25 protein-coding genes are annotated in these 25,288 nt (G+C 71.9%); 17 read left to right on the forward strand and 8 right to left on the reverse strand.

Annotated elements, in window-relative coordinates; all coding sequences use genetic code 11:
- Nucleotides 1-104: 104 nt before the first annotated feature.
- Nucleotides 105-1,070 (reverse strand): helix-turn-helix transcriptional regulator, encoded by a 966-nt coding sequence (locus F0L68_RS27505; protein ID WP_149852725.1) that lies wholly within the window; start codon nucleotides 1,068-1,070, stop codon nucleotides 105-107.
- Nucleotides 1,071-1,133: 63 nt separating this feature from the next.
- On the opposite strand from F0L68_RS27505, the gene F0L68_RS27510 reads away from it, so the two are divergent.
- Together F0L68_RS27510 and F0L68_RS27515 are read left to right on the forward strand one after the other, a co-directional pair.
- Complete coding sequence (locus F0L68_RS27510) at nucleotides 1,134-2,534, forward strand: FAD-binding oxidoreductase (RefSeq protein ID WP_149852726.1); 1,401 nt, start codon at nucleotides 1,134-1,136, stop codon at nucleotides 2,532-2,534.
- Nucleotides 2,535-2,570: 36 nt separating this feature from the next.
- A complete protein-coding gene (locus tag F0L68_RS27515) occupies nucleotides 2,571-3,242 on the forward strand; it encodes an alpha/beta fold hydrolase (protein ID WP_149852727.1) in 672 nt (223 codons plus the stop codon).
- A 23-nt stretch (nucleotides 3,243-3,265) separates the two neighbouring features.
- Here the strand turns inward: F0L68_RS27515 and F0L68_RS27520 are convergent, their stop codons facing one another.
- Nucleotides 3,266-3,874: a TetR/AcrR family transcriptional regulator gene (locus F0L68_RS27520; protein ID WP_149852728.1), complete on the reverse strand. Its 609-nt coding sequence runs from the start codon at nucleotides 3,872-3,874 to the stop codon at nucleotides 3,266-3,268.
- Nucleotides 3,875-4,023: 149 nt separating this feature from the next.
- On the opposite strand from F0L68_RS27520, the gene F0L68_RS27525 reads away from it, so the two are divergent.
- On the forward strand, nucleotides 4,024-4,785 hold the full coding sequence (locus F0L68_RS27525) for a globin domain-containing protein (protein WP_149852729.1): 762 nt from the start codon (nucleotides 4,024-4,026) through the stop codon (nucleotides 4,783-4,785).
- Nucleotides 4,786-4,859: 74 nt separating this feature from the next.
- Here F0L68_RS27525 and F0L68_RS27530 read toward each other — a convergent pair whose 3' ends face one another.
- Entirely contained in the window at nucleotides 4,860-5,417 is a 558-nt protein-coding gene (locus F0L68_RS27530; protein WP_149852730.1) for a TetR/AcrR family transcriptional regulator, read from the reverse strand.
- A 63-nt stretch (nucleotides 5,418-5,480) separates the two neighbouring features.
- Between F0L68_RS27530 and F0L68_RS27535 the strand changes: the two genes are divergently transcribed.
- From F0L68_RS27535 to F0L68_RS27565, 8 genes are all read left to right on the forward strand, one after another.
- Nucleotides 5,481-6,545, forward strand: a complete 1,065-nt coding sequence (locus tag F0L68_RS27535; RefSeq protein WP_149852731.1) for an FAD-dependent monooxygenase — start codon at nucleotides 5,481-5,483, stop codon at nucleotides 6,543-6,545.
- 99 nt (nucleotides 6,546-6,644) lie between these two features.
- Nucleotides 6,645-7,178, forward strand: coding sequence for a hypothetical protein (locus F0L68_RS27540; RefSeq protein WP_149852732.1), 534 nt, complete (start codon nucleotides 6,645-6,647; stop codon nucleotides 7,176-7,178).
- Between the two features lie 132 nt (nucleotides 7,179-7,310).
- A complete protein-coding gene (locus F0L68_RS27545; RefSeq protein WP_223199169.1) occupies nucleotides 7,311-7,976 on the forward strand; it encodes a YcnI family copper-binding membrane protein in 666 nt (221 codons plus the stop codon).
- A gap of 84 nt (nucleotides 7,977-8,060) precedes the next feature.
- The gene (locus F0L68_RS27550) at nucleotides 8,061-8,273 is read left to right on the forward strand and encodes a hypothetical protein (protein ID WP_149852734.1); all 213 of its coding nucleotides are present in this window, start codon (nucleotides 8,061-8,063) and stop codon (nucleotides 8,271-8,273) included.
- A gap of 664 nt (nucleotides 8,274-8,937) precedes the next feature.
- The gene (locus F0L68_RS27555; protein ID WP_223199170.1) at nucleotides 8,938-9,504 is read left to right on the forward strand and encodes a nuclear transport factor 2 family protein; all 567 of its coding nucleotides are present in this window, start codon (nucleotides 8,938-8,940) and stop codon (nucleotides 9,502-9,504) included.
- A gap of 324 nt (nucleotides 9,505-9,828) precedes the next feature.
- Complete coding sequence (locus tag F0L68_RS42695; RefSeq protein ID WP_188316865.1) at nucleotides 9,829-9,972, forward strand: hypothetical protein; 144 nt, start codon at nucleotides 9,829-9,831, stop codon at nucleotides 9,970-9,972.
- Nucleotides 9,973-10,067: 95 nt separating this feature from the next.
- On the forward strand, nucleotides 10,068-10,604 hold the full coding sequence (locus F0L68_RS27560; RefSeq protein ID WP_149852735.1) for a hypothetical protein: 537 nt from the start codon (nucleotides 10,068-10,070) through the stop codon (nucleotides 10,602-10,604).
- Nucleotides 10,605-10,664: 60 nt separating this feature from the next.
- On the forward strand, nucleotides 10,665-11,153 hold the full coding sequence (locus F0L68_RS27565) for a MarR family transcriptional regulator (RefSeq protein ID WP_223199171.1): 489 nt from the start codon (nucleotides 10,665-10,667) through the stop codon (nucleotides 11,151-11,153).
- Nucleotides 11,154-11,177: 24 nt separating this feature from the next.
- On the opposite strand, the gene F0L68_RS27570 is transcribed toward F0L68_RS27565, so the two are convergent.
- Nucleotides 11,178-12,188, reverse strand: coding sequence for a LacI family DNA-binding transcriptional regulator (locus F0L68_RS27570; protein WP_149852736.1), 1,011 nt, complete (start codon nucleotides 12,186-12,188; stop codon nucleotides 11,178-11,180).
- A gap of 168 nt (nucleotides 12,189-12,356) precedes the next feature.
- Here F0L68_RS27570 and F0L68_RS27575 point away from each other — a divergent pair, with 168 nt between their 5' ends.
- From F0L68_RS27575 to F0L68_RS27595, 5 genes are read left to right on the forward strand one after another with little or no spacing between them, the layout of a single operon-like run.
- Nucleotides 12,357-13,448, forward strand: a complete 1,092-nt coding sequence (locus tag F0L68_RS27575; RefSeq protein WP_149852737.1) for an ABC transporter substrate-binding protein — start codon at nucleotides 12,357-12,359, stop codon at nucleotides 13,446-13,448.
- Nucleotides 13,449-13,486: 38 nt separating this feature from the next.
- Entirely contained in the window at nucleotides 13,487-15,043 is a 1,557-nt protein-coding gene (locus F0L68_RS27580) for a sugar ABC transporter ATP-binding protein (RefSeq protein ID WP_149852738.1), read from the forward strand.
- Complete coding sequence (locus tag F0L68_RS27585; RefSeq protein WP_149852739.1) at nucleotides 15,036-16,004, forward strand: ABC transporter permease; 969 nt, start codon at nucleotides 15,036-15,038, stop codon at nucleotides 16,002-16,004. Before F0L68_RS27580 ends, F0L68_RS27585 begins: the two co-directional genes overlap by 8 nt.
- A complete protein-coding gene (locus tag F0L68_RS27590; RefSeq protein ID WP_149852740.1) occupies nucleotides 16,001-17,038 on the forward strand; it encodes an ABC transporter permease in 1,038 nt (345 codons plus the stop codon). Before F0L68_RS27585 ends, F0L68_RS27590 begins: the two co-directional genes overlap by 4 nt.
- A 53-nt stretch (nucleotides 17,039-17,091) precedes the next feature.
- On the forward strand, nucleotides 17,092-19,689 hold the full coding sequence (locus F0L68_RS27595) for a glutaminase domain-containing protein (protein ID WP_149852741.1): 2,598 nt from the start codon (nucleotides 17,092-17,094) through the stop codon (nucleotides 19,687-19,689).
- Nucleotides 19,690-19,816: 127 nt separating this feature from the next.
- Here the strand turns inward: F0L68_RS27595 and F0L68_RS27600 are convergent, their stop codons facing one another.
- Genes F0L68_RS27600 through F0L68_RS27610 form a run of 3 tightly spaced genes read right to left on the reverse strand, consistent with a single transcriptional unit; the run spans nucleotide 19,817 to nucleotide 22,073 of the window.
- The gene (locus F0L68_RS27600) at nucleotides 19,817-20,470 is read right to left on the reverse strand and encodes a maleylpyruvate isomerase family mycothiol-dependent enzyme (protein ID WP_149852742.1); all 654 of its coding nucleotides are present in this window, start codon (nucleotides 20,468-20,470) and stop codon (nucleotides 19,817-19,819) included.
- A 38-nt stretch (nucleotides 20,471-20,508) separates the two neighbouring features.
- Nucleotides 20,509-21,753 carry an RNA polymerase sigma factor gene (locus F0L68_RS27605; protein WP_149852743.1) on the reverse strand — a complete coding sequence of 415 codons (1,245 nt, stop codon included), beginning with the start codon at nucleotides 21,751-21,753 and terminating at the stop codon, nucleotides 20,509-20,511.
- Nucleotides 21,750-22,073 (reverse strand): YciI family protein, encoded by a 324-nt coding sequence (locus F0L68_RS27610; RefSeq protein ID WP_149852744.1) that lies wholly within the window; start codon nucleotides 22,071-22,073, stop codon nucleotides 21,750-21,752. The genes F0L68_RS27605 and F0L68_RS27610 overlap by 4 nt, the downstream gene beginning before the upstream one ends.
- Nucleotides 22,074-22,264: 191 nt before the next feature.
- Here F0L68_RS27610 and F0L68_RS27615 point away from each other — a divergent pair, with 191 nt between their 5' ends.
- Complete coding sequence (locus F0L68_RS27615) at nucleotides 22,265-22,678, forward strand: YchJ family protein (protein WP_149852745.1); 414 nt, start codon at nucleotides 22,265-22,267, stop codon at nucleotides 22,676-22,678.
- A 49-nt stretch (nucleotides 22,679-22,727) separates the two neighbouring features.
- Here F0L68_RS27615 and F0L68_RS27620 read toward each other — a convergent pair whose 3' ends face one another.
- The gene (locus tag F0L68_RS27620; RefSeq protein WP_223199172.1) at nucleotides 22,728-25,109 is read right to left on the reverse strand and encodes a DUF7617 domain-containing protein; all 2,382 of its coding nucleotides are present in this window, start codon (nucleotides 25,107-25,109) and stop codon (nucleotides 22,728-22,730) included.
- Between the last annotated feature and the right edge of the window lie 179 nt (nucleotides 25,110-25,288).

Raw genomic sequence — 25,288 nt, forward strand, 5'->3', positions numbered from 1 at the left:
GCGTGCTCCTGATGATCCACATGGGTTTCAACGTACTCACCGCCCGCACCGGTGGATCTTTCCCTTCGCACGACAGGAAAGGGACCCACGGGACGCGCGCCGGGTCACAGGTCGGCGAGGCGCCGTCCCGCCGACCGCAGGCGGTCCAAGACCTCCTCGGACGCCTCGACGGTGAGGCCGAAGCCCAGCGCGGCGAGGCGCGCGACGCTCTGCGCGACCAGGTCGAGCGAGTCGCTGCCGAGGCCGACCGAGCAGGTGTCCGCGTCCACCGGGGTCACGGCGCCCGGCAGTGGTCCGCGCAGGCCGGCCAGCACCTCCCCGGCGGCGGCCCGCACCAGCACCATGGCGGTGTGCCGGTAGGGCGCGGCGCGGATGGTCGCGGCCAGGTACTGCGCCGCGTCGGCCGCCGGCAGTTCGCGCGGGGTGAAGCGCAGGCGCGTCGGGGTCGGCGCGGCGAGGCGGTCGAGCCGGAACGTGCGCCAGTCGGCGCGGGCGGTGTCGTAGGCGACGAGGTACCAGTGGTTGTGCATGGTGACCAGGCCGTGCGGCTCGACGCGGCGCGCGGTCGTGGAGCCGTCGCGACCGAGATGGTCGAAGGTCACCAGCTCGTGGTCGCGGCAGGCGGTGGCGAGGACGGCGAGCGTCCCGGCGTCGACCTGCGGCCCGAGCGGCCACGACACCACCGAGGACGTGCTGTCGGTGAGGGCCGCGACCTGCTGGCGCAGGCGCGCCGGCAGCACCTGTTCCAGCTTGGCCATGGCCCGCACCGAGGTCTCCTCGATGCCGGCGACGCTGCCGGCCGCGGTCCGCAGGCCGACGACCACGGCGACCGCCTCGTCGTCGTCCAGCAGCAGCGGCGGCAGGTCCCTTCCGGACACCAGCCGGTAGCCGCCCGAGGTGCCCGTGGTGCCGTCGACCGGGTAGCCCAGCTCGCGCAGCCGGTCGATGTCGCGGCGCACGGTGCGGTCGGTAACGCCGAGCCGCTCGGCCAGCTCGGCGCCCGACCACTCCCGCCTGCCCTGGAGCAGCGACAACAGGCGCAACATCCTGGCCGGCATGGTCGTCGTCACATCGACCAGATTGCCACACCTTTAGGACAGTCTGTGTCCTAAAGCCGACCTAGAGTCGGTTCCATGAACACCACACCAGCGACCCTGACCGCCCCGCAGGACGCGATCGACGCGTTGGCCGGCCGGGTGCGGGGATCCGTGCTCCGCCCTGGCGACGAGGAGTTCGACACCGAGCGGGCGGGCTTCCAGACCGCCGCGACGCACCGGCCGTCGATCCTCGTCGGCGCGGCGGACGCGGCCGACGTGCGCGCGGCGGTGGAGTTCGCCCGCGACCACGGGCTGCCGGTCGCCGTGCAGGCAACCGGGCACGGACTGTCGGTGACCGCCGAGGGCGGCGTGCTGATCAGCACCCGCCGGATGACCGGCGTCAGCATCGACCCCGAGACCCGCACCGCGTGGGTCGAGGCCGGCGTGCGCTGGGACCAGGTGATCGCCGAGGCCGCGCCGCACGGATTGGCGCCGCTGAACGGCTCGGCGCCGCACGTCGGGGCCGTCGCCTACACGCTCGGCGGCGGCATCAGCCTGCTGGCTCGCGAGTTCGGCTACGCCTCGGACCACGTGCGCGCCATCGACGTGGTCACCGCCGACGGCGTGCTTCGGCACGTCACGCCGGACAGCGACGCCGATCTGTTCTGGGCGCTGCGCGGCGGCCAGAACAACTTCGGCGTGGTGACCGGCCTGCGGATCGACCTCGTGCCGGTGGCCAGGGTCTACGGCGGCGGCCTGTACTTCGGCACCGACCAGGTGACCGACGTACTCCAGGCGTGGCGGGAGTGGACCGCGACGGTGCCAGAGGAGCTGTCCTCGTCGGTGGCGCTGATCCGGTTCCCCGACCTGCCGAGGGTGCCCGAGCTGCTGCGGGGTCGCTACGTCGCGCACGTCCGGATCGCCTACACCGGCGACGAGGCCACCGGCGAGCGACTGGTCGAGCCGCTGCGCGCGGTCGGTCCCCGGCTGATGGACACACTGGCGGAGATGCCGTACACGGAGTCCTGGTCGATCTACAACGACCCGACGTTCCCGCATCCCTACCTCGGCACGAACGCGCTGCTGCGCGAGCTGGACGCGACGGCCATGCCGACCGTGCTCGACCTGGTCGGCCCGACCGCGCCGGTCGGCTGCATCGTGCAGGTCAACCACCTCGGCGGCGCGCTGTCGCGGGAGCCCGAGGTCGCCAGCGCGGTGGGCCACCGCGACGCCACGTACCTGGTCCGCCTCATCTCGATCCTCGGCACGGCGGACGAGGACACGCTTCTCTCGACGCAGCAAGGAGTGTTGGACGCCTTGGCGCCGTGGACGGTCGGTCGGTCGCTGAACTTCCTGTTCGGCGCGAAGGACGCCGACCAGGTCCGCGCGGCCTACGACCCTGCCGACTACCAACGGCTTGCCGAGCTGAAGGCCGAGTACGACGCGGCGAACACCTTCCGCCTCAACCACAACATCCCGCCGGCCATCGCCGACTGACTCGTCAAGACACTCAAGACACGGAGAGACGGCACCATGACGACCTTTGTCCTTGTCCCTGGCATGCTGCACGGCGGCTGGTGGTTCGAGCCGCTGGCCGACCAACTGCGGGAGCACGGCCACGACGCGTACCCGGTGACGCTGACGGGTCTCGGCGACCACGCCGACCCGGCCGGCGCCTCGGCGAACCTGGACACCCACATCCAGGACGTGGTCGACGTGCTGGAGTCCGAGCAGTTGACCGATGTCGTGCTGGTCGGGCACAGCTACGGCGGGATGCCGATCACCGGCGCCGCGGACCGCGTGCCGGCGCGCGTCGCCGGACTGGTCTACGTCGACGCGTTCGTGCCGGAGGACGGGGACTCCGTGTGGACCCTGGCCAACGACCTCTGGCGGCAGCGCTACATCGCGGGCTCGGGCGCCACCGGCCTCGCCGTCGAGCCGATGAACCCCGCGCTCGACCCGAGGACGAGACCGCACCCGTTGGCGTCACTGGTCCAGCGCATCCGGCTCACCGGGGCGAAGGACCTGGTGAGCCGCAAGGACTATCTGTACCTGACGGAGTTCGAGGGGACGCCGTTCACCCCGTTCCACGACCGCCTGCGCGAGGATCCCGAGTGGACGGTGCACACCGTGGCGTCCGGGCACGACGTGGTGCGCGACGCGCCGGACGAGCTGCTGAAGATCCTGTTGGCGGTCGCGCCCTAACCGGAAAGGCCTAGCCGGAGGGTCTAGCCGAGATGCTGGTCGCGCCCGCCGGCCGGCACCCGGCCGCCGACGGCCCGCCAGACGAGCGCGGCGGACCGTTCCGGCCAGTGCCGGGGCGGGCGCGATTCGGCGAGGGCGCGGCCGTACCAACTTCCGGTGCACATCGTCACGGCGACCTCGAGGTCCGCGTCGGCGTCGATGAGGCCGAGCTCGCGGGCGCTGGACAGGATGTCGAGCAGGCGGGCCCGCCTCGGCGCGATCACCCTGGCCCGGTACCTGGCCAGCACGTCGGGCGCGGTGGTGTCCTGGAGCATGGTGCCGACCAGGGACAGCCGGCCAGGCCCCGACACGCCGCGTTGGAAGTCGGCGAGTTCGGCGACCAGCGCGGCGTAGGGCTCGTCGTCCCTGGCGGGCCTCGGGCCGCCGTCCTCGATGGCGGCGACGACGGCGGCGGCCAGCGCGGCCTTGTCCGGCCAGCGGCGGTAGAGGGCCTGGCGGGTAGTGCCGGCCTCCTCGGCGACGGCGGCGATCGACATGCCCTCGTAGCCTTGCACGGACAGGTGACGTCGGGCGACGGCGAGGATTCTCGCGTCGATGGAGGCGTCCCGCGTTCGACCTGCCCTTCTCGTCACCGGTCGACCTTCCCTCTTGCCAATTCAATCCACCTCTGTATTGTATTGGAATCCAGAGCGACAGTCACCTTATCGAGCGCGGCGCACCCGTGGTCGTCGCGCGTTCGCGGCGCGGCGCCGCCTCGCTGGAGCGATCAGAAGGCAGGCCCATGATCGTCGAGTACATCCGCTACCGGATCCCGGCGGAGCAGCGCGCCGAGTTCGAGACCGCCTACGCCCGCGCCGCCGGGCCGCTTGGCGCGGCGCCGCAGTGCGTCGACTTCGAGCTGACGCGCAGCACCGACGAGCCGGAGTGCTACGTCCTGCGCATCGTCTGGACCTCGGCCGAGGACCACCTCAAGGGGTTCCGGGAGGGCGAGCAGTTCCCCGAGTTCCTCGCCGCGATCAAGCCCTATGTGCCCAACATCGAGGAGATGCGGCACTACGAGCACACGGCCGTGCACGGCAGGGGCGCATCGGTGCCGAGCCTGTACGACTGGGCGGGCGGCGACGAGGCGTTCGAGCGCCTCACCGAGGCGTTCTACCGGAAGGTGCTCGCGGACGACCTGATCGGCCCGCTGTTCGCGGGCATGAACCCCGACCACCCGCACTTCGTGGCGATGTGGCTGACGGAGGTCTTCGGCGGCCCCGACCGCTACACCAAGGAGCGGGGCGGCTACCACCACATGGTCACCCAGCACCTCGGCAAGCACATCAGCGAACCGCAGCGCCGCCGCTGGGTGAGCCTCCTGCTGGACACGGCCGACGAGGTGGGCCTGCCGGCCGACCCCGAGTTCCGCGCCGCATTCGTGTCCTACATCGAGTGGGGCACCCGGCTCGCCCACGCCAACTCCCAGCCCGACGCGAAGCCGTTCCTTCAGGCCCCCGTGCCGCACTGGGGCTGGGGCGTCGCCCCGCCGTACCTCGGCTGAGAGCGGCTTGAGCTGGTGCGGTGTCCGGAAACGTTCGCCGGGCCCCTCCTCCGACGACGTTCCCGGACACCCACCTAAGCCATGCCGACCAGCCCGGCCACGACTCCTCGGATGCCCTCGGGGTCGATGGCCGGGCCGGGCATCGCGATGTAGTGCAGGACAAGGCCGTCGAGGTAGTCCAGCAGCACGACGCAGTGCCGCTCCGGCGTCGGGGAGCCGAGCAGGCGCAGCCACGGCGCGCCCCAGTCGACGATCGCCGCGCGGCTGCGCGCCAGCGGCTCGCGCAGCTCGGGATTGGCCGACGCCTCAAGGAAAAGCAGGTATCTGGCGGTGGTCCTGGCGCGGCCGGGCCCGGTCGCCTGCCGGACGAACGTCGCCATCGCCTCGACCAGCTCGTCCAGGCTGGCGGGCCGCACCGCCGCACTGAAGGCCTCCCAGTCGAGCCGGTCCAGCGCCTCGATCTGCCGCACCACGCCGTCGAGCAGCGCGGCCCGATTGCGGAAGTAGTTGGACGTCGTGCCGGCCGGCACCTCCGCCGCCGCGTCGACCGCCTGGTAGGTCAGCCGACGCGCCCCTCCCGTGCCGAGCACCTCGATGGCGGCGTTGAGCACCTGTTCGCGCCTGCGCGACATCTCACTCCCTCGATTTCACTACAGGCATAGTACCGAATACTACGTTCATAGTATGGTCCGGCCATGACCAGGAAAGCGGCCATCGTCGGCGGCGGCATCGGTGGCCTCGCCGCCGCCATCCATCTGCGCGACCGCGGCTGGCACGTGGAGGTGTTCGAGCGCTCGACGGCCCTGCCGGCCACCGGCACCGCCCTCGGCCTATGGCCCGGCGCGTTACGGGCGTTGGACACCATCGGCGTCGGCGCGGCAGTGCGGGACCTCGGCCGAGCGCAGACTGGGGGCGCGTTCCTGCGTCCCGACGGCAGCCGCATCGCGCCGATCGACGTCAGCGCGATCGAGCGGCGGACCGGCGACGCCGTGCGCCTGCTGTCCCGTCCCGCCCTGCTCGGCCTGCTCGGCGGGGCGCTGGACGAGTCCGTCGTGCGCTTCGACAGCGAGGTGGCCGACATCGGCGAACTGGCCGGCTACGACGCGGTGATCGCCGCGGACGGCCTGCGCAGCCGGGCGCGCGCCGCGCTGTTCGGCCCGGCGTACCGGCCACGCTACGTCGGGGCGACCACGTGGCGCGGCACGGTCGACGGCGAGGCCGGACCGGTCACCGAGACCTGGGGCGAGGGCGCGCGGTTCGGCATCACGCCGAGGGAGGACGGCAGGACCAACTGGTTCGCGTGCGCGTTGGCCCCGGAAGGACAACGCTCCCCCGGCGCCGAGATCCCCTTGCTGCGCAAGCACTTCGGGCACTGGCACCGCGAGGTGCGCAAGGTCATCGACCGGATGGGCGAGGACGAGGTGCTGCGGCACGACCTGCACTACCTCGACCCGCCGCTGCCGTCCTACGTGCGCGGCAGGGTCGCGCTCATCGGCGACGCGGCGCACGCGATGACCCCCGACCTCGGGCGAGGAGCGTGCGAGGCGCTCGTCGACGGCGTGACCGTTGCGCGCTGCCTGGCCGAACACCCGAACGTGACCGACGGCCTCGCCGCCTACGACGCGCTCCGCCGCAGGCCGACGCAGCGACTGGCGCGCACGGCCCGAGTGGTGAACCGGATGGCGAACGCGCGCCGCTTCAACCGGCTGCGCGACGCGGCGCTGCGGCTCGCGCTGGCCGTCGGCGGCCCGCCGGACTAAGGGCTGTTGACGGGGAATCCGGAACCTACAGGGATGGTTTCGGGACGCTCCCAAAGCAGCTGATCATAGGACGTCTTCTCGGCCGTCTAGGCTCACGGCGTGTCGGCGGCAGTGACCACGCGAGCGTTCCGCGTCGTGCGTGGGTGTTTGCTGGCCGCTGCGTCTACCGCGTTGACCGTCACCGCGCACGGCGTGGCCTGTGGGAGCCTGCCCGACGTCGGCCCGCTGTTGGTGTTCACCGCGCTGGTGGCTGCTGTGGGTACGGTGTTGGCCGGGCGTGGCCGGCGTCCCGCCGTCACGATGGCGGTAATGGGTGCCACCCAACTCGGTGCGCACGCCCTGTTAAGCCTCGGCGCGTCGCACCCCGCGGCGCCGCTGGTCGCCGGGCCGGTGGTGATGACGGCCGCGCATGGGCTGGCCGCCGTGGCGATGGCCGCGATGCTGGATCGCGCGGACGCGATGCTGCTCGCCGTGTCGGCGACACTGCACCGGATAGTGCCCCGCCCGCTGCCCGTACTGCCCGCCTCGCGCCCGATGCCTACCCTCGCGGTGCCGGTGTGTGCTGGTGGCACCGAGATGTCCGTCCTGCTGCGCAGGACCCAGTCCCGCCGAGGACCGCCGTACCGCTCCTGACCGCCCGTCCCCTGATCCGGCCCCACCCCGTGGCCGGACCATCGTCGAGCAGAAAATTCAGGAGCCATGTCGATAACACGTTCACGACCGTTGGTCCGCGGCGGCATTGCCGCCAGCATCGCGGCGGCAGCCATGCTGGCCGTTCCCGTCGTCGCCTCCGCGCACGTGGAGACCGATCCCGGCCAGGCAGCCAAGGGCGACGACGCCACCATCACCTTCCGGGTGCCCAACGAGGAAACCACGGCCGGAGTGGTGAAGCTGGAGGTCACGTTCCCCGCCGACCACCCGGTGGCCGAGGCACGCACCACGCCCATCCCCGGCTGGACCGCCAAGGTCGCCACCGCACCGTTGCCGAAACCGGTGCACCAGAACAACTCCGACGTCACCGAGGCGGTCACGACCATCACCTGGACCGCGAACCCCGGCACGCAGATCGCACCCGGCGAGTTCCTACGGTTCTCGATGCTGGCCGGTCCCATGCCCGACACCACCGACCAGCTGCTGCTGCCGGCAAAGCAGACATACTCCAACGACGACGTCGTCACGTGGGACGCTCCGCCGGCCGCGGCCGGTGCGCCCGACCCGGAGCACCCCGCGCCGCTGCTCAAGCTGACCGCCAAGGACGACGCGGGCGCCGCGAAGCCCGCCGCACCGTCAGCCGCCCCGTCGTCGAGCACGGACGCCACCGCCCGCTGGCTGGGCGGCATCGGGCTCGCGGCCGGCGTTCTCGCGCTCGGCATAGCGCTCGGCGCCGCGCTGCGCAAGCGGTCCAAGCCAACGGGCACTGCCAGCGAGTGACCTCGGCGGGTCGGTCTCCCCAAGGGCCAGACGCCCCGGGAGACCGACCCACCCTGCTCACCCCGGAACGCGCGCGCTAGGACGTTGGAAGTCATCCCCAGCGGGAACCTGCTCGACGCGGACTTAGCCGAGCGCTACGGCTGGGTCAACCGCGCCCTCCCCACCGACGAACTCGACGACTTCGTCGACACACTCGCCCGCCGTGTCGCCAGGCTGCGCCCGGACCAGATCGCCGCGGCCAAGCAAGCGGTCGGGGCCGCGTCCAGCGGCGTGCGCCGCGTTCGTAAGCCCGTTTAGCTGGGGCCGTGCAACTCCTGCTGCCAGAGGGTGTCGCAGAGCAGGTCCAGGCCTTGGCGTAAGTGGCGGCGGTAAGTGCCGAAGGGAGGCCGAGGCGGCGGGCGGCGGCCTCCTGGGTGGGCGCGCCGGAGAAGTAGCTCGCGGTCAGGGCCTCGCGGGCGCGCACGCCGCGAGGGTCGGCGGCCAAATCGTCCACGGTACGGCGTAGGAGGGCGCGCATCTGTTCAGCGGGGTCGGTGAGATCTGCCGCCAGGCGGGCGCGCAGCAGTGCGCACGCGGCGAAGGACCTGGGAGTGCGCCAGTGTGCGAGGGCTTCACGTACGGCTTGGTCGAACGCGTTGCGGGAGAAGCCAGAGGGCCTGGATGAGGCGGGTATAGCGGTGGCGGCGATGAAGTGGCGCAGCCAGGTCTCCACGGGCACCTGCCGCCAGTCGACGCCGAACAGGCCGTAGGTGTGCTCGCCGACCCGCGGGCGCGCGCCGGAGTCGGTGAGGCTGCCCTTGACCCGCTCGGCCCAGGCGTCGGCGTCCCGCCACACGGCGAAGCCGTAGGCGCGGCCGCGGGCGCGGGCGGACTCGGCCTGGGCACGGGAGCTGCTCAGATCGATGACGCGTGAGGGCACCTGGTACCGCCCGGGGTAGACCGAGAAGCGGCTTATGCCGATGTGTTCACCGGGTCGCACCGGAGCGGTGGCCTCGGCGTACTCCCAGGCGGCGGCGACCACGGGGTCGGTGGCCAGGTCCTGGGGGTCGGCCGGGGCGGGCAGGGCGAGCCAGGCGGTGAACGCGACGATCCGGCCGGTGCTCACCAGGCGGTAGACGCTGAAGGCCTCCGGCTGGCGCGTCGCCCAGTAGCGGACCAGGTCGGCGGAGGCGGCCCCCTCGGCCTCCTCGGCCAACTGCAGGTCGCCGCCGACCGCCATTTCGCGCCTGACTACCGGCAGCGCACCGACGGCCGCTGGGACGACCGGCCGGAATTCCTGGCGCACATCGCGCACCTGCGCCGCGTCGTGGCAGACGGCTCGGTCCAGGTACACGACGAACTGGTCGACGGCGACCGCTACGCCGACCGGCACACGGTGACCGTCACCAAGACCGACGGCGCCACGGTCCGCATGGAGGTCTACCTCTTCGCCGAGTACGCCCCCGACGGCCGCTTCCGCCGGGTCGAGGAGACCACCCTCCTTCTCGAAGGCACCGGAACGGACCGCGATCTCGGCAGCGCCCGCTGAGCCGTGGCCGGCCCGGCCCCGGCCGTCGTAGGGTCCGAACTGGTGGCCAGGCCGCCGCGGCGGCGATGGTCGCCGAGGCGAGGGCGCGGGGATTGGAGGTGACCGGTCCGAACGGGTCATTGAAGCTGTTCACCAAGAATGTCCTGACAATCCGCGGCTAGAACGATGGTGCCTTGCCAGCCCCGCCCTGGGTTTGCGGGAGGTCATGGCCGCGTTGCTGGAAGCCGACTCCCACCTGGTCGCCGCAGGCAGGTCATCCTGGCGGACAAGGGGTTCGCGGGAAAGGGCTTCGAGGGCTTCCTCAGCGGGCTGGGAGCGCACCTGGTGCGCCCAGCCCGCGAGAACACCAGCGACCCCGCCCCCAGCCCGGCCGAGCGCGCCCTGCTGCGCGTGCGCCAATGGATCGAGTCCGTTAGGGGTGTCCTGGCCGGGACGTCCTGGGCCCAGTTGTCCGGCAGGGGCAGGTGAACTCATCGCGCCCAAACGTCCTCAGCGCGCAGGTCCGCCCAGCTAGGCTGCCGTCGTTGGCAGCGTCGTGGGCGCTGGGTGTGCAGGGGGATCGCGTGAAGATCGTTGCGTTCTGCGCTGGGCTCGTCGTCCTGCTCGCGATGACAGGGGCATGCTCCGCGCCGGTACCTGGCCGAGCGGTGACTGCCAGCTCGCCGGGCCCGCTCGGCGGTCTTGACCCGTGCTGGCTGATCTCCGCCGACCAGGCCAGGCAGCTCGGGCTGTGGGGGCCGCACAGGACAGACGCCAAATCCAGCTACGCGGAGTGCTCCTGGTCGACCACGGCTGGCGACGCGGTCGCGGTCAGGCTGGACCAGGAGGTGCATACCGTTCAGGAGTATCTGGCCAAGGAAAACGCAGCAGCCCCCAACAGCCATCAGCAGCCCCCAACGGCATCCCCCTGGGTCGGAAAGTTCCATCAGGGACTCACGTTGAGCTGGGGGGACGGCCACAGCTCCTGTGTTGTCATCGCCGTCAACCCCACCCAGATCGCGACCGTCGCCGAGTATCACAACAAACAGGAAATCGGGAGCTCTATCGCCGAGGTATTGCGAGCAGCCGTCGCGGAAGTGGACCAGAGTCTGCCTGAGTGACTACAGGCGCTCGACTCTGCCGAACCAGGCGATATGCAACAGCGCTGTTATTATCTCGGTATGGACTCGCTGCGGATGAGGGCGGGGCTCGGCACGCGGTTGCGACACGTCCTCGAACTGCTCGACGGCGACGTCGCCGTCTACCTGGTCGACCTCGGCGTCGAGGACTACCGGCCGAGGTTCACCCCGGTCGTCGGCGCGCTGCTGTCCCTTGGCCCGAGCCCGATCCGCGATCTGGCGCGCGCCGTCTCGGTGACGCACTCCGCCGCGAGCCAGACGGTGGCGCAGATGAGCAAGCGCGGGCTGGTCACGCTGGAACCCGGCGAGGACGCGCGCCAGCGCATCGTCCACCTCACCGAGAAGACCAGGGCGCTGCTCCCCCTGCTGGAGGCCGAGTGGGCGGCGACCACGGCCGCCGCGGCCGAACTCGACGCGGAACTGCCCCACCCGCTCGGCGAGGTCCTCGACGCGATCGTGCTGGCGCTGGAGCGCCGGCCCTTCCGCGAGCGCATCGCGGCGGCCGCGGCCGACCGGGAGAAGTCCGGTTAGCGGCGGTCTCGGCACGCGCGTCGGTCAGGTGGCGCGGCCGACGGTGCTCTCCCTGACCTCCAGGGAGAACGGCGTCTGGATGTCCTGCGGGGCAAGCTGGTCGGTCGACTCGATCCTGCGCCGCACCAGGTCGACGGCGGTCCTGGCGATGGCGGCCTTGTCCGGCGCGATCGTGGTCAACGCCGGCAGGCTGTAGGCGCTCTCCTCGGTGTTGTCGAACCCGACGATCGCGAGGTCCGCCGGGATCCGCAGCCCGCGTTCGGCCGCGGCCCGCATCGCGCCGATGGCCAGCAGGTCGTTGAAGCAGAACACGGCGTCGGGCGGCTCGGGCAGCTCAAGCAGGTGGGCCATGGCCTCCGCGCCGTCGCGGCGGTGATAGTTCCGCGCTGGCGCGACGAGGTCGTCCGACTGCGGCAGCCCGGCCTCGGCGAGCGCGTCGCGGTAGCCGGCCAGTCGGAGCGCGGCCGTGCCCCGGTGCTGGTTCTGCCCGATGGCCGCGATCCGGCGGCGGCCGAGCGAGGCGAGGTGGCCGACGGCGGTCTTGGCGGCCAGCACGTTGTCGATCGCGACGTGGTCGATCGGCACGTCGACGGCGTGCTCGCCGAGCATCACCAGCGGAACACCGGTGCCGAGCGCGGCGAAGTCCTCCGCCTCCAGCGCCTCCGGGCTGACGATCGCGCCGTCCACCATGTGCGGCCCGAGCGAGCCGAGGGTGGCGCGCTCGCGCTCCCTGGTGCCCTGGGTGTGCTCGATCAGCACGCTCCAGTCCTGTTGCTGCGCCGCGGTGATCACCAGGCCCGCCAGCTCACCGAAGTAGGGGATGCTCAGCTCGGGGACCATCAGCGCGAGGAAACCGGTGCGGCCCCTGCGCAGGTTCCGCGCGCCGACGTTGGGCCGGTAGCCGGTGGCCGCCAACGCCTCCTCGACCCGACGCCGGTTCTCGGCCTTGACGAACGCGTACCCGTTCACGACGTTCGACACGGTCTTGACCGACACGCCGGCCAGCGTGGCGACGTCCTTGAGCGTGGCGACCATCCACGATTCCCTTCCCCACCAACGGACCGGCGGCCGAAGTCTAACCACGCCCGACGCTCTTTACAACGTTGTTCCAACGATGTAAACAAGTGCCGAGAGACGTGACCCCGGTCACTGAAGCCCTGCACCTCGTTCGCCTCGGCGCACCCGTCTGCCCAAGGAGAAACCATGCCCGTGCCGGCACACTCCGAACTCGTCCGACGAGCCAACCGAACCCTGCTGCTGGCCGCCGTGGCCGCCGTCGCGCTCACCGGATGCAGCAAGAGCGAGAGCCAGTCCTCGGGCCAGAGCAGCGCCGGTCCCGCGGCGTCCGCCGCGTCCTCGCAGTCCGCCGGCCCCGGCTGCGCGCTCGACCGGACCGGCTACCCCAAGGTGGACCTCAAGAACGCGGTCGTCGGGTTCTCCCAGTCGGAGAAGGAGGCCAACCCGTTCCGGATCGCCGAGACCCAGTCGATCAGGGATGAGGCCGGCAAGCTCGGCATCCCGGCCAACCACCTGCTGGTCACCAACGCGCAGAGCGATCTCAACAAGCAGATCAGCGACATCAAGTCGATGCTCGACCAGGGCGCGCAGTTACTCGTCGTCGCCCCGCTGAACTCCGACGGCCTGCAACCCGCGCTGGACGCGGCCAAGGCCAAGAAGGTCCCCGTCGTCACCATCGACCGCAAGGTCACCTCGCAGCCGTGCGCCGACTACCTGACCTTCATCGGCTCCAACTTCGTCGAGCAGGGCAAGCGCGCGGCCGACGAGCTGGCCAGGGTGACCGGCGGAGCCGGCAAGGTGGCCATCCTGCTCGGCGCGTCGGGCAACAACGTGACGACCGATCGCACGCAGGGCTTCAAGGACCAGCTCGCCGCCAGCAAGGGTCTTTCCGTTGTGGCGGAACAGACCGGGGAGTTCGACCGGTCCAAGGGCCAGGCCGTGATGGAGCAGCTGATCCAGAGCCACCCCGACATCACCGCCGTCTACGCGGAGAACGACGAGATGGGGGTCGGCGCGGTCAACGCGCTCAAGGCGGCCGGCAGGACACCTGGCAAGGACATCAAGATCGTCTCGATCGACGGCACGCGCAACGCGGTGCAGCTCATCGCCGACGGCAGCTACAACGCGGTCGTCGAGTCCAACCCCCGCTTCGGCCACCTGGCCTTCCAGACCCTCCAGCAGTTCGAGGACGGCCAGGCCATCCCGCCGACGGTGATCATCTCCGACGACCAGTACGACGAGACCAACGCGGCCGCCAAGGTCGGCAACGCCTACTGAGCGCTGAGCCCCACCGGGACAACGGGAGGAGTGCGTTCGTGGCACGAGAGGGCAACACGAGGGTGGACGACGAACCCGTCCTCGAGGTCGTCGAGGTCTCCAAGCGGTTCCTCGGCGTCACCGCGCTCGACCGGGTGTCGTTCGCGCTGCGGGCCGGCGAGGTGCACGGGCTGGTCGGCGAGAACGGCGCGGGAAAGTCGACGCTGATCAAGGTGCTGACCGGGGTCCACCAGCCGGACGGCGGCGAGCTGCGGCAGTCCGGGCGGCGGGTCGCCTTCGGCACGCCGATTCAGGCGCAGCAGGCCGGCATCTCCACGATCTACCAGGAGGTCAACCTCGTCCCGCTGCTGAGCATCGCCGGCAACGTCCACCTCGGCCGCGAGCCGAGGACCAGGTGGGGCCTGGTCGACTGGTCGCGGATGAACGCGACGGCCGGCGAACTCCTCGCCGACTACGGCATCCACGAGGACGTGCGCCGCCCGCTCGGCGAGCTGAGCGTCGGCGGTCAGCAGATGGTGGCGCTGGCGCGCGCGATCTCGGTGGACGCGCGCGTGGTCATCATGGACGAGCCGACCTCATCGCTGGAGCCGCGCGAGGTGGAGACGCTGCTCGCGGTCATCGGGCGGCTGCACCGGCAGAGCATCGCGGTCCTCTACATCAGCCATCGGATGGAGGAGCTGTACCGGATCTGCGACCGGGTCACCGTGTTGCGGGACGGCAGGCGGGTGCACACCGGGCCGCTGGCCGAGCTGGATCGGATCGAGCTGGTCTCCCGGATGCTCGGCCGCGAGGTCGGCGACATCCGCGAGCACGGCGCGACCAGCTTCGGCCACGACCGGCACGCGGCCAAGGAACCGTTGCTGCGCGCGGAGAACCTGTCCAGCCCGCACCGCCTTGCCGGCGTCAGCGTGACCGTCCGGCCCGGCGAGATCGTCGGGCTGGCCGGGCTGCTCGGCTCCGGCCGCAGCGAGACGGCGCGGGCCGTGGTCGGCGCGCTGCCGCTGGACGGCGGCACCGTGCTGCTGGCGGGCAAACCCGTGCGGCGCAACAACATCGGCGCGGCGATGCGCGCCGGCATCAGCATGCTCGCCGAGGACCGCAAGGCCGACGGCATCATCCCCACCCTGTCGGTGCGGGAGAACATCGTGCTCGCCGCGCTGCCGAGACTGTCCCGGTTCGGCGTGGTCAGCCGCGCGAGGCAGGACCGGATCGTGCGGGCCTTCATGACCAGGCTGCGGATCAAGGCGGTCAGCCCGGACCAGAAGGTCGCCGAGCTGTCCGGCGGCAACCAGCAGAAGGTGTTGCTGGCCAGGTGGTTGTGCACGCAGCCGACGGTGCTGCTGCTGGACGAGCCGACCAGGGGCATCGACGTCGGCGCGAAGGCGGAGGTGCAGGCGCTGATCGAGGAACTCGCCGAGGAGGGGCTCGGCGTGCTGCTGATCTCCTCGGAGATGGAGGAACTCGTCGACGGCGCCGACCGCGTCGTGGTGCTCCGCGACGGCGCGGTGGTCGGCGAACTCGTCGGCGACCAGGTCACCGAGGACAACGTGCTGGCCGCGATCGCGGCGGTCGACGAGGGGAATCCCGATGACTGACCAGGCGACCGTCGCGCCGGTCGGAACCCGCCGGGTCCGCACGACCGGCTGGCTCCAGGAGTACGGCGTGTACCTCGCCGTCGCCGGACTGCTCGTCTTCAACCTGCTGTTCACCGCGAACTTCCTGTCCACGGCCAACTTCCGCACCCAGCTCGTGCAGGCCGCGCCGGTCTGCGTCGTGGCGCTCGGCATGGCGCTGGTGATCGGCACCGAGGGCGTCGACCTGTCCGTTGGCGCGGTGATGTCGCTCGCGGCGGCGCTGGTCCCGCTCTACCTCGGCTACGGCGTCGTGCCGTCGATCGTGGTGGCGCTGCTCGTCGGGCTGGCTGCCGGGCTGTTCAACGGCTTCCTGGTGGCCTACGTGGGCATCCAGCCGATCGTGGCGACCTTGGCGCTGCTGGTCGGCGGGCGCGGGCTCGCGCTGGTGATCGCGCACGGCCGGCTGGTCGAGGTGCACGCGCCCGCCTTCCGCGCGCTGGGCACCGACGACGTGCTCGGCGTCCCGATCAGCGTGCTGGTCGCGGCGGTCCTCGCGGTCGTGGTCGGTCTGCTGGTCGGGCGGACCACCTTCGGCCGCCGGATCGTGGCGGTCGGCGGCAACCGGTCCGCGAGCACGCTGGCCGGGCTGCCGGTGCGCCGGGTGCTGCTGGGCGTGTACGCGATCTGCGGGCTGCTGGCCGCCGTCGCGGGCGTGCTGGCCACCGCGCGCCTCGGTGCAAGCGATCCCGCCGACGTGGGGCTGCTGATGGAGCTGTCCGCGATCACCGCCGTGGTGGTCGGCGGCACGCCGCTGACCGGCGGCCGGGTGCGCGTGCTCGGCACGGTGCTGGGCGCGCTGCTCATGCAGTTGGTGCGCGCCACCCTGATCAAGCACGACCTGCCGGACTCGACCGCGCAGATGGTGCAGGCCGCGATCATCGTCGTGGCCGTGTACGCCGCACGAGAGCAGAGCAGCCGATGAGGCCGTCGACCACGCCGAGGGCCGCCGACCGGGCCGCGGCCGAGACATCCCGCGCGACGCCGGCGTCCGCCGCGCGCACCCGTCGGCAGCTGCTGGCCGGGGTGCTGCAACGGCAGGGCGCGGCGGTCGTGCTGGTGCTGGTGCTCGCCACCGCCTGGGTGTCCTTCCCGCGCTTCGGCGGCGCCGACAACCTGCGCGACCTGGCGCTACAGAGCTCGTTCCTCGCGGTGATCGCGCTCGGCATGACCTTCGTGATCATCACCGGCGGCATCGACCTGTCCGTCGGCTCGGTGTACGCGCTGGGCGGGGTGCTGGCCGCGTACGGGTCGCGGTGGGGCTTCCTCGGGGCGCTCGCGCTGCCGCTGGCGGTGTGCGGGCTGATCGGCCTGGTGAACGGGATCCTGGTGGCCCGCACCAGGATGGCGCCGTTCATCGTGACGCTCGCCTCGCTGCTGTTCGCCAGGGGACTGCTGCTGGCCATCACCAACGAGGGCGCCACCACCTACCAGATCCACGGCGGGTCGGCGTTCCTGCAACTCGGGCGCGGCACGGTCCTCGGCCTCGGCGTGCCGGTCTACCTCGCCCTCGCGCTGTGCGCGGCCGGCGGTGTCCTGTTGCGGCACACCAGGTTCGGCCAGTCGGTGTTCGCCACCGGCGGCGCCGAGTCCTCGGCGCTGCTGATGGGGTTGCCGGTGGCCCGCACCAAGATCGTCGTGTACACGCTGAGCGGCCTGCTCGCCGGGTTCTCCGGGGCGATGACCGCCGCCTACCTCCAGTCCGGGGTGACGGTGATCGGCGTCGGCACCGAACTCGACGCCATCTCGGTGGTCGTCATCGGCGGCACCCTCCTCACCGGCGGCGCGGGCACCGTCCTCGGCACGGTCATCGGTGTGTTGCTGCGCAACGTGATCCAGAACGTCATCAACCAGATCGGCACGCTGGACAGCAACTACCAGTCGGTGGTCAGCGGCGGCTTCCTGCTCGCCGTCGTGGTCGTCCAGCGGTCCCTGGCTCGCCCGAGAGCGGGCCGATAGCCGCACCCCCAGTCCGCGAGTTGTGCTCGGCCCAGCCAGGAAGGACCCTGCCGATGCCCAGTTCCCAGGACCACTCCCCCGCCGACCCGAACCCGTTGTCCCGGCGCGATCTGCTCAGGTGGAGCGGGCTCACCACCGCGGCCCTGGCGGGCACCGCCTGGTTACCCTCGGTCGAGGCGGGCGCGTCCCCGTCGGCCGGTCAGGCCTTACCTGCCACCACATTCAGCCCGCTCCGGCCGCCGGCGACCCCGCTGGCGGTCCGCTCGCCCTACCTGACCACCTGGCTGGCCGGTGACACCCTGCCTGGCACCTGGCCGACGTTCTGGAACGGCCACATCACGGCCCTGTGCGGCATCGCGCGGATCGACGGCACGTCGTACGTGTTCGCCGGCGCGCCCGGCCTGCCCGGCGGCCCCGCCCTGACCGCCATGACACAGAACTCGTTGCAGCTCACCGCGACCCGCTCGATCTACACGCTGAGCGGCGGCGGCATCACCCTGACCGTCACCTTCTTCTCCCCGGTCGACCCCGGCAACCTGCAACGGCAGAGCGTGCCGCTGAGCTACGTCACCATGCAGGCCGCCAGCAACGACGGCCGGGCCCACGACGTCAGCCTCTACCTGGACGCGTCCGGCGAGTGGGTGCACAACGACATCACCACCCCGATCATCTGGGCGCAGCAGCGCACCAGCAGCATGACCGCGCTCACCTGCGCGCCGGCCAACCCGGAAGTGCTCAAGGAACTCAACGACCAGGCGTCCTGGGGCTCCCTGGTGTTCGCCGCGCCGACCGCCGACGGCCTGACCTGGCAGATCGGCCAGGACACCGTGGTGCGGGCGGCGGCGGCCGGGCAGGGCGCGCTGAACGGCACCTCCGACCCGGCCCAGCCACGGGCCATCAACGACCGCTGGCCGGTGCTCGGCCTCAACCAACGGCTCGGCACGGTCAACCCCGGCACGACCAGCGCGCCGTTCACGGTGTCCCTCGGGCACGTCCGCACGCCGGCGCTGAGCTACCTCGGCGCGCCGCTAAGCCCGTGGTGGACGCACTACTGGGCATCCTGGACCGACCTGGTCGACTGGTTCAACGGCGACCACTGCGCCGCGCTGGCCTCGGCGGTCGCGCTGGACCAGCGGGTGCACGACGACGCGGTGGCCGCCGCGGGCGGTGGCTCGACCGGCGAGCACTACGCGGCGATCTGCGCGCTGGCGCTGCGCCAGGCCGTCGGCGGCGCCGAACTGGTCGACCGCGACGGTTCGCCCTGGGCGTTCCAGAAGGAGATCTCCTCAAGCGGCAACGTGTCCACTGTGGACGTCGTGTACCCGTCGTTCCCCGTGTACCTCTACCTGTCGCCGAGCTACCTGCGCATGCTGCTGGAACCGCTGCTCCACCTGGCGGAGAGCGGCGGGTGGAGCCAGGCGTTTGCGGAGCACGACACGGGCGCGTCCTACCCGATCGCGGACGGGCACCTCGGCGGCCAGGAGGACATGCCGGTCGAGGAGTCTGCCAACATGCTGATCATGGCCGCCGCCGTGATCCAGCGGCTCGGGCGGGCCGAGGCGAGCGGTTTCGCCACCGCGCACTACCCGATCCTGCGCCAGTGGGCGGAGTACCTGGTCGGCAACGCGCTCGATCCCGGTTTCCAGAACCAGACAGACGACTTCACCGGCTTCATCGCGCACAGCGCCAACCTCGCGCTCAAGGGCATCATCGGCGTCGGCGCGATGGGCGTGATCGCCGGTGCGGCGGGTAACGCCGGCGACGTCACGCGTTACCGGTCCATCTCGCGCGGCTACGCGAGCCAGTGGGTGACCCTCGCGCAGGACCCGTCCAACCAGCACCTCAAGCTGGCCTACGACCAGAACGGCACGTGGAGCCTGAAGTACAACGGCTTCGCCGACCGGGTGCTCGGGTTGGATCTGGTGCCCGTCGGCGTGGCCGCGCAGGAGGCCGCCTGGTACCAGTCACACGCGGGGAACCACGGCGTGATCCTGGATCCCCGCAACAACTACGCCAAGGGCGACTGGGAACTCTGGACGGCCGCGTGGCTGGCCGACCAGCCCGCGATCCGGCAGACCCTGGTGGAGGGCGTCTTCGGGTTCGCGCAGGCGACGCAGCAGCGGGTGCCGTTCACCGACTGGTACGTGGTCGCCGACGCCAGCCAGCGCGGCTTCGCCGACCGGCCGGTCGTCGGCGGCATGTTCTCCCTGGTGGTGCGGCCGGCGGCGAGCACGACGTCCTGGCGGCGGATCCAGAACCAGCACTCCGGCAAGCTGCTCGCCGTCTCGAACATGTCGCTGGCTGACACCGCCGAGGTGACCCAGTGGGAGGACAACGGCACGCCCGACCACGTGTGGTCGTTGGTGGACAACGGGGATGGCACCGTGCGGATCGTGAACCGCAACAGCGGCAAGGTGCTCGCGGTGCACGACCAGAGCCTCGACGACGGCGCGCACGTGCAGCAGTACCAGGACAACGGCACGCCGGACCACCTGTGGCGGCTGGTGGACGCGGGCGGCGGCTGGAGCCGGATCGTCAACGTGCGCAGCGGCAAGGTCGTCGCCGTTGACCAGCAGTCGATGGCCAACGGCGCGCAGGTGACGCAGTGGACCGACAACGGCACGCCCGACCACCTGTGGCGGCTGATCTGACGAAGCTCGGCCGGCGCGGGGCCGGCCTCTCCCCTGCCCCGCGCCGGCCCTTCCCCTGTCTCGACTGCACACCCGTCCTCTCGGGCTGCCAGACCACGCCGCGACACCCGCGACCGCCGCCCTGCCGTCAGCCGCACCACCGCGCGACCTGTTCCGGCTCGCCGCGCAGCCTGCCGGCCGGCAATCGCCTGCCGCACAACACCAACGCGAGGTCCTGGGCCGCGCCGGACACCGGGGTCCCCGATCCGAAGGTCCAGTCGAGGTCGTCAGCCCGCAGCTCGACCCCGGTGAGGTCGACGCCGAAGAACCGCAGGCCCTCCGGCGTGACGAGGCCGCCAAGCACCACGCGCAGCCGGTCGGCCGGCACCCGCCGGTCGACGCCGAGCGGCACGGTGTAGTCGAGGCCGTGGATCACGTCGTGGGTCAGCGCCCCCGCGTACCCACCGACCTGCGGCTTCCACGGGTGGGACGCGTTGTCCCGCAGCGTCGCGGCCAGCTCACCGGCGGACAGGGCCGCCGCGTCGCGCCGCGCGCCGCGATCGGCCATCGTGGCAAAGTTCCCGCCCGCCTCGGCGAGTTCGAGCGCGATCTGATCGGTCGAGTACCGGTAGGGCATCGTCACGTGCGCGACGACCTCGCGCACCCGCCAGCCGGCGCACAGCGTCGGCGCGTCCCACTGCCGCTCGGACAGCCCGTCCAGGACGGCGGCCAGTTCGCCGCGTTCGGCCGCGATCGCTTCCCGCAGCTCAGTGTCGGTCGGTGTCCTTGTTTCCTTGTCCATGCCCCACCGACGAACGGCTCGGTCTCAGCAGGACACCGTCACGGCGTCGATCCGGCGGTGACCTCGGCCAGCCTGCGGCCAAGGTAGCGGCGCTCGGCCTCGGTCGCGGCGAGGTCGAGCGCCTCGCGGTAGGCGACGGCGGCCTCAGCGGCGCGGTCCAGCCTGCGCAGCAGGTCGGCCCTGGTCGCCGGCAGGAGGTGGTAGCCGGTGAGCGCGCCGGTCGCGCCCAGCGCGTCGACCAGGTCGAGGCCCGCGGCGGGCCCGGCGGCCATGCCGACCGCGACCGCCCGGTTCAGCTCGACCACCGGGGAGGGCACGAACCGCGCGAGCCAGCCGTACAGCGCCGCGATCTGCGCCCAGTCGGTGTCGGCCGCGTCCTCGGCCTTCGCGTGGCACGCGGCGATGGCGGCCTGCACCTGGTACTGGCCAGCGTTGCCGCGCCGCAGGGCGCCGTCCAGCAGCGCGAGGCCCTCGTCGATCTCGGCGGCGTCCCAGCGCGACCGGTCCTGCTCGGACAGCGTCACCAGCTCGCCGGCCGGGTCGAGCCGCGCGGCCCTGCGGGCGTCCTGCAACAGCATCAGGGCGAGCAGGCCGACCGCCTCCGGCTCGTCGGGCATCAGCTCGGCGAGCACCCTGGCCAGCCGGATCGCCTCGCCGGTCAGCCCGCGCCGCACCAGGTCCGCGCCGGCCGTCGCCGAGTAGCCCTCGTTGAACAGCAGGTACAGCACGCCGAGCACGGCGGGAGTGCGCTCCGGCAGCAGGTGCGCCGCCGGCACCCGGTAGGGGATCCCCGCGTGCCGGATCTTCTGCTTGGCCCGCACCAGCCGCTTGGCCATGGTCTGCTCGCCGACCAGGAACGCCCTGGCGATCTCGGCGGTGGTCAGCCCGGCCAGGGTCCGCAGCGTCAGCGCGACCCGCGACTCCAGCGCCAGCGCCGGGTGGCAGCAGGTGAACATCAGCCGCAGCCGGTCGTCCGGCACGCCGCTGTCGTCCTCGGTGTACGGCTCGGGCGGCATCGCCGCCACCTCCCTCAGCTTGGCCGCGCCGACCGCGTCGCGCCGCAGCCGGTCGGTGGCGCGGTTGCGCGCGACCGTGGTCAGCCACGCCCCCGGCCGGCGCGGCACGCCGTCGCGCGGCCAGTTCCGCACGGCCTGCGCGAACGCGTCCTGCGCGCACTCCTCGGCGAGGTCCCAGTCCCCGGTGATCCTGATCAGGGTCGCGACGACCTGGCCCCACTCGTCCCGGAAAGCCTGCGCGACCGCGGCGTCGACCTCGACGGTCATGGCTGCCAGATGGGTCGGATCTCGATCGTGCCGTAGGCCGCCGCCGGGTGCTTCGCGGCGATCTCGATGGCCTCGTCCAGGTCGGCGCACTCGATCAGGCAGAAGCCGCCGATCTGTTCCTTGGTCTCGGCGAACGGTCCGTCGGACAGCAGCACCTCGTCGCCCCGCACCCGCAGCGTCGTGGCGTCGGAGGGCGGTCGCAGCCCGGCCCCGCCCCGCAGCACGCCCCTGGCCTCCATCTCCTCCGACCAGCCGCCGCAGCCGTCGTCGGCGTGCTCGGCCGTGGTCTCGTCGCCGCAGATCATCAGCAGGTAGTTCACGCGCTCTCCTCGCCGGCCCTCGGGTGCGGACCGCCGATCCGCGCCGCCGGTCCACCCAACCGACGAACGGGACCGCGCCGGATGGACATCGGGTCCCGACGATCCTCGCGCCCCGCCACCCAACCGGCAACCGGCGGGCGCGCCACCGGGGGCGGGAGGCGCCGCGCAGGGGCTGCGGGGACAATCGGGGGGTGAGCAGACGCGACAGGCGCCGACCGGCGACGGACCCGGCCGCACCCTGCCCGTGCGGGCTCGGCGGCAGCTACGGCGAGTGCTGCGGCCGGCTGCACGCCGGCCAGGCCGCGCCGACGGCGGAGTCGCTGATGCGCTCCCGTTTCAGCGCGTTCGCCGTCGGCGACGCCCCCTACCTGCTGCGCAGCTGGCACTCCAGCACCCGGCCCGCCTCGCTCGAGTTCGACGAGGAGTTGAGCTGGGTGCGGCTCGACGTCCTCGGCCGCACCGGCGGCGGGCTGTTCGAGGCCGAGGGCACGGTGGAGTTCCGCGCCCACTACCGCGACGGCGGCCGGCCGGGCGACCTGCACGAGCACAGCCGGTTCCTGCGGGAGGACGGCCGCTGGGTCTACCTTGGGCCGATCGCGCCATAGCCCACAGGGTCGGCGGGGGCGCCCGTTCGCGGCGCCCCCGCCGAATCTGTCAGGAGGCGCAGACGAACTGACAGGCCGTCGCCGAGGACGGACCGGCCGTGCTCGGCGGCGTGCCGTCCGGCGAGTTCATCGGCAGGTAGCTGACGCTCGCGGTGTTGGTGAAGGGCTTGTCGAGCACGGCGATCGAGCTGCCGCAGTAGAACTGGGTGCTCGCGCCCGCGGCGAGGTCAAAGGTGCCGGCCGCGCTCGCGCAGGACGGCTCGGCCGGGTCGACGACAGTCGCCTGGGTGATGCCGACCGGCCCGGCGTTGCCCACGGTGATCCGCCAGAACGCGTGCACGTACAGCACGCCAAGCGGGGTCTGTTTCACCCACGGCCCGACCCCACCGGGCCCGCAGTCGGCCAGGTGGTCGCTGTGCGCCGCGCAGATCTCCTTGTTCACCGACACCTTCGGCTGGCAGTTCGGTCCCGGCGCGACGCGCAGGCTGACCGCGTTGGAGGAGAAAGAACCCGTGCTGTCGACGCCGGTCGCGGTGTCCGCCAACGAGGTCACCGTGCAGGCGGCCGCGACGGTGGTCCGGAAGCAGACCTGCGGCGCGTCACCCACGAAGCTCACCACCATGTCCGGGTGGTTGCCGCCGGTGAAGTCGTTGCCGTTGAGCAGAACCAGGTGCGCGTCCACGGTGATGTCCGGATGCGCGGTCACGGAAATGCCCGACAGGTCAACGGATCCGTCGGCGGCGAAGCCGAGGGTGGCGATCTGCGCCCCGCCGGAATCGGAGACCACCGCGGTTGACGCGCCGAGGTTGACGTCGGCCAGGTTGATGTTCTCCAGCTGCGCCTTCTGGTAGCCCCGCACGTGCCCGGCGCCGCCGTCGCAGTAGAACGCCGAGGGGTTGAGCGCGACCTTCGCCCCGCTGTGCACGCACGGCGAGCCGCCGGTGGTCGGATCCTGGGAGAAGAGCACACCCGCGTCGCCAAGCCCGATCAGGCACTGGGTGGTGCTGTCGTAGGCGTAGCCGTAGTCGCGGGTCGCCCCGCCGTTCACGCCGGGATGCGTCTGCGGGTTCGGCACACCGGCGCAGGGCGCCGCCGAGTTCCAGTCGTAGCAGACACTCGCGCCGGCCACCGCGCCGCCCCAGATCGGGAAGTAGCTCTGGAGGCGTCCGTTCGGCGCGGTGATGGTGGTGGGGTTGAACGACAACGCCCCCGCCGGGAACGCGAGGCCGGCCGGCGCGGCGAGCGGCGCGCCCGCGATCGTGTAGCAGGTCGTCAGCGGTGTGTTCACGACGCTGACGCACGCGCCGATCTCCGCGCCCGAGGTGTCGTACGCCGTGTAGGCACCGTAGGCGAAGTAGCCGGCCGCGCCGACTGCGTGCGGGGAGGCCCAGCCGACGCAGACGGTGTTGGTCGCGGGGTCGAAGCAGCCGAGCATCGGCTGCGCGGAGCCCTGCGGCGAGGAGGACGCGAAGATCTTGCCGCCAGCGAGGGTCATCGAACCCAGGTACAGGCCGCCCGTGTTGTTCGGCGGCACGATGGCGGCGTAGGGCTGTCCAGCGCACGGGGTCTGCGACGCGATCGACAGACACAGCACCTGGCCGTTGGTCGACACGCCGTACATGTTCCCGCCGAGCGCGACCAGGCCGGCCAGTCCGCTGACGACCGGCGAGCCGCCGGTGTTCTGGAGCGGGAAATAGCCGCAGTTGGCGCGGGCGGCCAGGTCGATGCAGCCGACGCCGACCGAGGCCACCGTGACGGCCGCGTAGTAGACGACGTCCGGCCGCGCGGGGTCCTGCACGTACTGCGGGGTCAACGGGGTGGCGATGTCACCGGTCGCGCCGGAACCGAGCGGGCCGGGGGCGGTGTTCAGCGGCTTCGGCCACGGTCCGCCCGCGCACAGCGCGCCGGTCAGCAGATCGACGCACACCGCCTTCGGCTGGCTGGCGGCGTTGTGGTGGTAGAAGTTCCACGACTCCACGGCGCCCGAGGCGGTGCGGTGCAGGATCGGGGTGTACCCGTCGCCGCCGGTCGCGGTCGCGGTCGCCTGGACGGGCGCGAGCAGCGGGTTGCTGATGCTGGTGCCGCCGGGCCGGGCCGAGGGGTTGCTCGCGCGAACCGCGGTCGTCGCGGTGCCGGGGTCGGTCGACTGGAAGGTGCTGCCGTCCGTGGACCACGACGGTGTCCACCCCGGTGGCGCGTGCAGCGAGCCCGGCATATAGGTCTGGGCGGTCGCCGCAGCGCTGATCGGGTCGGTGATCGTGGCGGGGGCCGGCGTCGCCGAACCGTTGTCGGTGTAGCCGATGGACCAGTTGACGGTGTCGCCGTGGTTCGCCGGATTCGCGCCAGGCGACGTGACGTCCTGCGCGGACTTGGTGAGCACGGACGAGGGAGCGGCGGTCGCCGGAATGACGGCGGAAATCCCGGTGGTCAATCCGACCGCCAGGAGTGCGGCACTGAACAGTGCATATCTTCGTGTGGTGCAAGGGATGCGCGTTCGCGGCATGTCTGGTTTCCCGATTTCCATGAGGATTGACCGGATTTCCCGTTCCGGCCTGGACATCATGCAATCTAGGAACCATCCATCCACCAGGCAAACGATGTCACCGGGCC

Origin of the sequence: Solihabitans fulvus (assembly GCF_008386585.1) — a bacterium.
Classification (GTDB): Bacteria; Actinomycetota; Actinomycetes; order Mycobacteriales; family Pseudonocardiaceae; genus Solihabitans; species Solihabitans fulvus.